Below are 5,525 nucleotides of genomic sequence, written 5' to 3' on the forward strand. Positions count from 1 at the left end.
GCGCCGCCCAGCTCTGCACCACCTGGCGGTGCCGTGCCTCATCGATGCACAGGTTGCGCGCGACGCGGAACAGCAGCGCGCGCGGCGACGCGATGGCTGCATCGCCCAGTGCCTGCGCATACACCCGCTCGAAGCTCGACTGCGCGATGTCGGCCGCGTGCTGCGGATCCCGAAGCTCGCGCGTCAGCTGCCGCCGCAGGTCTGCACAGTGGGCCACCAGGTCCTCGATCAGCTCGCGCATGCGTTGGAAGAGCGCTCCGCTCAATGAGAATTGTTCGCATTGAGTGTAGCAAGGTTCGTCGCGATCTCGTTCGAGCGCACTGCGGTGATCGACAGCAGCGTGTCGCTGAGCCCGTGCGTGGTCTCGCAGGCGCCCTGCAGGAACACCGCGGGGCGGAACTCGCGCGGCGCGATCACGCGGTAGTCGCGGTCGACCTGCAGGCGCCCGAGCCATGGGGCCAGCTCGCCGAGCAGCGCGTGGTGCTGCTCGCGCGCATAGCCGGTGGCCAGCACCACCGCGTCGTAGCGCTGGCTGCTCTCGCGCGAGGCGTTCACGTCGAGCAGGTTCAGGTGGATGCCGTCGGCCGCGGCGCGCACGCTCTGGATCTCGTGGCGGCGCAGGAAGCGGTGGCGCTCGTCGCCGCTCACGCGCTGCTCGTAGAACACCGCGAACATCTGGCGGATCAGGTCCTGGTCGGCGCAAGCGTAGTTGGTGTGGCGGAACTCCTGCAGCATCTCGGCGCGCTGCGCGTCGGGTTGCGCATACACGTGGTCGACGAAGCCGGCGTTGAAGATCTCGTTGACGAACGGGCTGTCGTCGGCCGGGCGGATCGCGCGCGCCCGCATCACCAGGTCGACGCGCGGCGCGCTCGGCCGGCTGTGCAGGTCGATGAACAGTTCGGCCGCGCTCTGGCCCGCGCCGACGATCGCGATGCGCTGCGCATCGGCATGGCCTGCCAGGCCGGCCAGGTAGCCGCTGGAGTGCATCACGCGCGGGTCGCCCTTCAACGCACGGAAGGCTTCGGGGATGTTGGCGGTGCCGCCGATGCTCACCACCAGGTGGCGCGCCAGCCGCTCGTGCCACTGGCCGGCGGCGTCGCGCGAGCGCACGCGCAACAGCGTGACCTCGCGGCCCTGCGTGTGCGGCAGCACCTCGAGCACCTCCTCGCCGTAGACGCAGCTGTCGTCGAACTGCGCCGCGGCCCAGCCGAGGTAGTCGTTGAACTCGCGGCGGCTCGGGTAGAAGGTCTTCAGGTTGATGAAATCCTGCAGCCGGCCGCGCTGGTGCAGGTAGTTCACGAAGGTGAAGCGGCTGGTCGGGTTGCGCAGCGTCGCCAGGTCCTTCAGGAACGAGATCTGCATGTGGGCCTGCGACAGCAGCATGTCCGGATGCCACGCGAAGCCGGGCTGGCGCTCGATGAACAGCGCATCCACCAGCGGGCGGCCGGCGCGGCGCTGCTCGTCGAGCGCGATCGCCAGCGCCAGGTTCGACGGCCCGAAGCCGATGCCGATGAGGTCGTGCACGCGCATGGTCATGTCCTTGACTGCAGAGTGGAAGGGGCGTCGTCCTCGCGCGGCCACCACAGCGTGTCGGCGAAGAAGCGCTCGCGCAGCAGCGAGACCAGCATCGCGCGCTTGTGCGGGAAATCGAACTCCTTCACCTTGGCGTAGCCGGAGCGGTCGAGGTTGCGCAGCTGCTGCCGGTGGTCGGCGCGCGGCTCGCCAACGATGCGCCGCGTGCGCGGGTCGGCGAGGAACAGGTAGTGCGAGATCGACGTGAGCCAGGCGGTCGCGAAGGCCTTGCCGCGGAAGCTCGGCTCGCCGATCAGCACGTGCCAGCCGCGGTCGTGGTCGTCGGCCTCGCAGAACGGCGCGATGCGGTTCTCCTTCGCCCAGTAGGCCTCGAAGTAGCCGAACGGCTCGCCGTCCAGGCAGGCGATCATCGATTGCATGTGCGGGTCGGCGGCGATCGCGTCGAGGTAGCTGCGGTGCTTCGCGAGGTCGCCGTCCTCCTGCCAGACCTGGGCCACGTCGGGGTCGTTCATCCAGCGGTGGAAGCGCGGCAGGTCGGTCTCGATGTCGAGGCTGCGGAACGAGAAGGTCTGGTCGAGCCACGGGATGTGGCGCTGGTACAGCGTGCCCGTTCGCTTGGCGGCGCGCAGCGGGTGGCGGCGCGGGCCGGTCAGCGTGTAGCGCAGCGGGATCGGTGGCGCCACCTGCGGCAGCCACATCGGCGCGTGCTGGAAGAACATCTCGCGGTGCACCAGCCGCCGTCCGTCGGGCGCCGGCAGCGCGAGGCCGTGCTCGACGAGGTTCAGCGCCGATGCGAACGGCGGCACGAGCGTCAGCATCGGCGTGCCGGGCTCGAAGGTGAAGGCCGCCTCGATGATCGCCAGCAGGTGCGCGGGCGACGGCTCGCCGGAGCAGGGGCCGAGCCACTGCAGCGTGGACTCGTCGCGATCATGCTTCCACTGCCAGCGGCCGATGCGGTCGCGCGGCGCGGATGTGGGATGCAGATCGCTCACCACCAGCCGGTCGCCATCGCGCTGCACCTGCAGGGCCTGGCCGGACGGGTGGCTCACGCAGCGCGGGGCCGCAGGGTCGGGAGAGGGTCGTGTGCTGGGTGTGCCGCTGTTCATGCCTCCATGACGAGCGGTCGGCGGCTTTGTTCAGCCGCTTCATCGCTGAACACCACGCGCGGTGCTTCGTCATGTGGCTCATGGAACCGTCAAACAGACAGGCAAAGGGACAGGCAAAACTCGTCTACATCGCGTCGCTGCGCAACGCGGCGGCCGACCGGGCCGGGCAGCTCATCCCGTTCAAGGGAGAGACGCGCTACATGAAGTCGCCGCTCGAGTTCCTCGTCGAGACGCTGAACGGCAGCGCGCTCGGCGAGGCGTATTCGCTGCAGGCGGTGATCTTCGACGACGACGAGGGCAACCCGCGCGACCGCGAGCAGCTGAAGGACTACGGCTTCTCGCCGCACCCGAGTCGCTGCTGGCCGCATCCGCCGGCGCTGCAGGTGCAGGGCCGGCCGGTGGTCGAGCTGATGGAAGCGGTGCCGTCCACCTACCGCCGGCTGCCGCTCGATGCGGCCGAGCGGCCGGCCGGCAAGCGCGACTTCGAGGCCCGGCTGCTGGCGCGGCTGCAGGCGCTGCAGGCCGACGTGGTCGTGCTCGACGGCCTGCTGGTGATCCTCGACGAACTGGTGCGCCCGGGCGCGCCGTTCCACCGGCGCATCGTCAACATCCACCCCGGCATCACGCGCGAAGGATCGCCGCACCAGCGGCGCGGCGCCTGGGCCACGCTCGATGCGCTGCACGGCGCACGGGGCGAGCGCATCGACTGGCGCACGCTCGCGCGCACGCCGGTCGAGCCGGTGCGGCAGACCGGCGCGTCGTTCCACTACGTCGACAACGGCATCGATTCCGGCGAGGTGATCGTCGACGTGCTGGCCACCGGGATCGACCCGGCCGACACCATCCTCGAGCTGCGCTGGAACAACTTCAACCACAGCCTGTTCCCGGCGCTGCAGCTCGGGCTGGCGGCGCTCGCGGCGCAATGAAAGAGACCGCTCCCATGCTTGCATCGATACGTGGCGCGCTGATCGGCGCGCTGGCCTTGCTGATCACGAGCGCGCAGGCGCGCGGCCCGGCGCTGGCCGCTGTCGAGATCCGCCGCACCAGTGACGACATCCCGCACCTGCGCGCCGCGAACTGGCGCGATCTCGGCACCGGCATCGGCTACGTGCAGGCGCAGGACGCGCTGTGCACGCTGGCCGAAGGCTTCGTCACCTGGCGCGGCGAGCGGTCGCTGTTCTTCGGGGCCGAGGCGCGGCCGGCGCACCATTCCACCTTCGGCAAGCCGTTGAACCTGGAACTGGACTTCTTCTTCCGCGGCTTCGCCGACGACGCGACGATCGCGCGCGCCCGGGCTGCGCAGCCGCGCGACCTGCTGGATGCCGCCGAGGGCTTCGCACGCGGCTACAACCGCTACCTGGCCGAAGCGCGCCGCGGCGGCACGGCAGCGGCGCGCCAGGCCTGCATCAACGAATCCTGGGTGCGCGAGATCAACGCCGACGACATCCTGCGGCGCTTCTACGCGGCGCAGGTTGCTGCCGGCTGGTCGCGCTTCATCCCGGAGATCGTCAACGCGCGGCCCGCGGCACCGTCCGCCGCCGTCGGCGATGCGACGCGCTGGCCGCGCCAGCAGGTCGGCGATCATCCGGCGCTCGGCAGCAACATGCTGGCCTTCGGCCGCGCGGCGACTGGCGAGGCGGGCGGCGTGCTGTTCGGCAACCCGCACTGGTACTGGGGCGGGCCCGACCGCTTCTACCAGATGCACCTGACGATCCCCGGCCGCGTCGACGTGGCTGGCGTCGCCTTCCTCGGCGTGCCGCTGGTGATGGTCGGCTTCAACGACCGCATCGCCTGGAGCCACACGGTGTCGGCGGCACGGCGCTTCGGATTGTTCGACCTGACGCTCGACCCGGCCGACCCGACGCGCTACCTCGTCGATGGCCGCAGCGAGCCGATGCAACGGCGCGAGGTGACGGTGGACACCCGGGCCGCCGATGGCAGCGTGCAACGCGTGACGCGCACGCTGTACGGCAGCCGCTTCGGCCCGATCGTCGACCTCGGAAAGCGCGCCGCGCCGTTCGGCTGGGGCACGGCCCATGCGATCGCGATGCGCGATGTGAACGGCGAGAACTTCCGCGTGTTCCGCACCTTCCTGGCCTGGAACCAGGCGCGCTCGCTGGACGACTTCATCGCGATCCAGAAGCGCGAGGACGGCATGCCCTGGGTCAACACCGCGGCGATCGGGCGCGGCGACGGCCGGGCCTGGCTGGGTGACGTGGGTGCCGTGCCGAACGTGCCCGACGAGCTGCGCGCCGCGTGCAGCACGCCGCTGGCGCAGGGCTTCGCCGGTGTCGACCCGGTGACGCCGTTCCTCGACGGCAGCCGCGCCGCCTGCGACTGGCGCAGCGATGCGGCCGCGGTGCAGCCGGGCACGATGCCGGTGTCGCAGATGCCGGGGCTGTTGCGCAAGGACTACGTGGCCAACATGAACGACAGCTACTGGCTGTCGAACCCGAAGCAGCCGCTGGAGGGGTTCGCGAAAGTGCTGGGTGGCGAGCGGCAGGCCTTGTCGCTGCGCGGGCGGCTGGGGCACCGCATCGCGCAGGAGTTGTCGGGCCGGCCCGATTCCGCCGAGGCGCTGAGCCGGCGCGTGCGGCAGGCGGTGCTGCTGCCGCGTGCGCTGTCGGCCGAGCTGTTCAAGGGCGAGCTGCTGGCGGGGGCGTGCGCGCAGCCGCGGGTGGTGCTGGCAGGGCGCGAGGTCGATGTCGGCCCGGCCTGCGAGGTGCTGGCGCGCTGGCCGGACCGTGCCGATGCCGATGCGCGCGGCGCGCTGCTGTGGGATGCGTTCTGGACCCGGCTGGACGAGCTGCCACCCGGTGAGTTCTTCGGCGTGCCGTTCGCGGCCGAGGCGCCGCTCGCGACGCCGCGCGCGCCGAAGGCAGGGGA

The 5,525-nt window shown here is 71.1% G+C and carries 5 protein-coding genes; 2 read left to right on the top strand and 3 right to left on the bottom strand.

Annotated elements, in window-relative coordinates; translation table 11 throughout:
* The 3 genes from AC1D15_RS16330 to AC1D15_RS16340 all read right to left on the bottom strand — a co-directional run.
* On the bottom strand, positions 1-241 hold a 241-nt coding region (locus tag AC1D15_RS16330), incomplete at its 3' end, for an RNA polymerase sigma factor (RefSeq protein ID WP_477826788.1).
* Positions 242-261: 20 nt separating this feature from the next.
* Entirely contained in the window at positions 262-1,530 is a 1,269-nt protein-coding gene (locus tag AC1D15_RS16335) for a lysine N(6)-hydroxylase/L-ornithine N(5)-oxygenase family protein (RefSeq protein WP_477826789.1), read from the bottom strand.
* A 2-nt stretch (positions 1,531-1,532) separates the two neighbouring features.
* Positions 1,533-2,582 (bottom strand): GNAT family N-acetyltransferase, encoded by a 1,050-nt coding sequence (locus tag AC1D15_RS16340; RefSeq protein WP_477826790.1) that lies wholly within the window; start codon positions 2,580-2,582, stop codon positions 1,533-1,535.
* 137 nt (positions 2,583-2,719) lie between these two features.
* On the opposite strand from AC1D15_RS16340, the gene AC1D15_RS16345 reads away from it, so the two are divergent.
* Together AC1D15_RS16345 and AC1D15_RS16350 are read left to right on the top strand one after the other, a co-directional pair.
* Entirely contained in the window at positions 2,720-3,565 is an 846-nt protein-coding gene (locus AC1D15_RS16345) for a formyltransferase family protein (RefSeq protein ID WP_477826791.1), read from the top strand.
* A gap of 14 nt (positions 3,566-3,579) precedes the next feature.
* Positions 3,580-5,525: penicillin acylase family protein (locus AC1D15_RS16350; RefSeq protein WP_477826792.1), on the top strand; the 1,946-nt coding region annotated here is incomplete at its 3' end.

Source organism: Rhizobacter sp. P2_H2 (genome assembly GCF_056403375.1).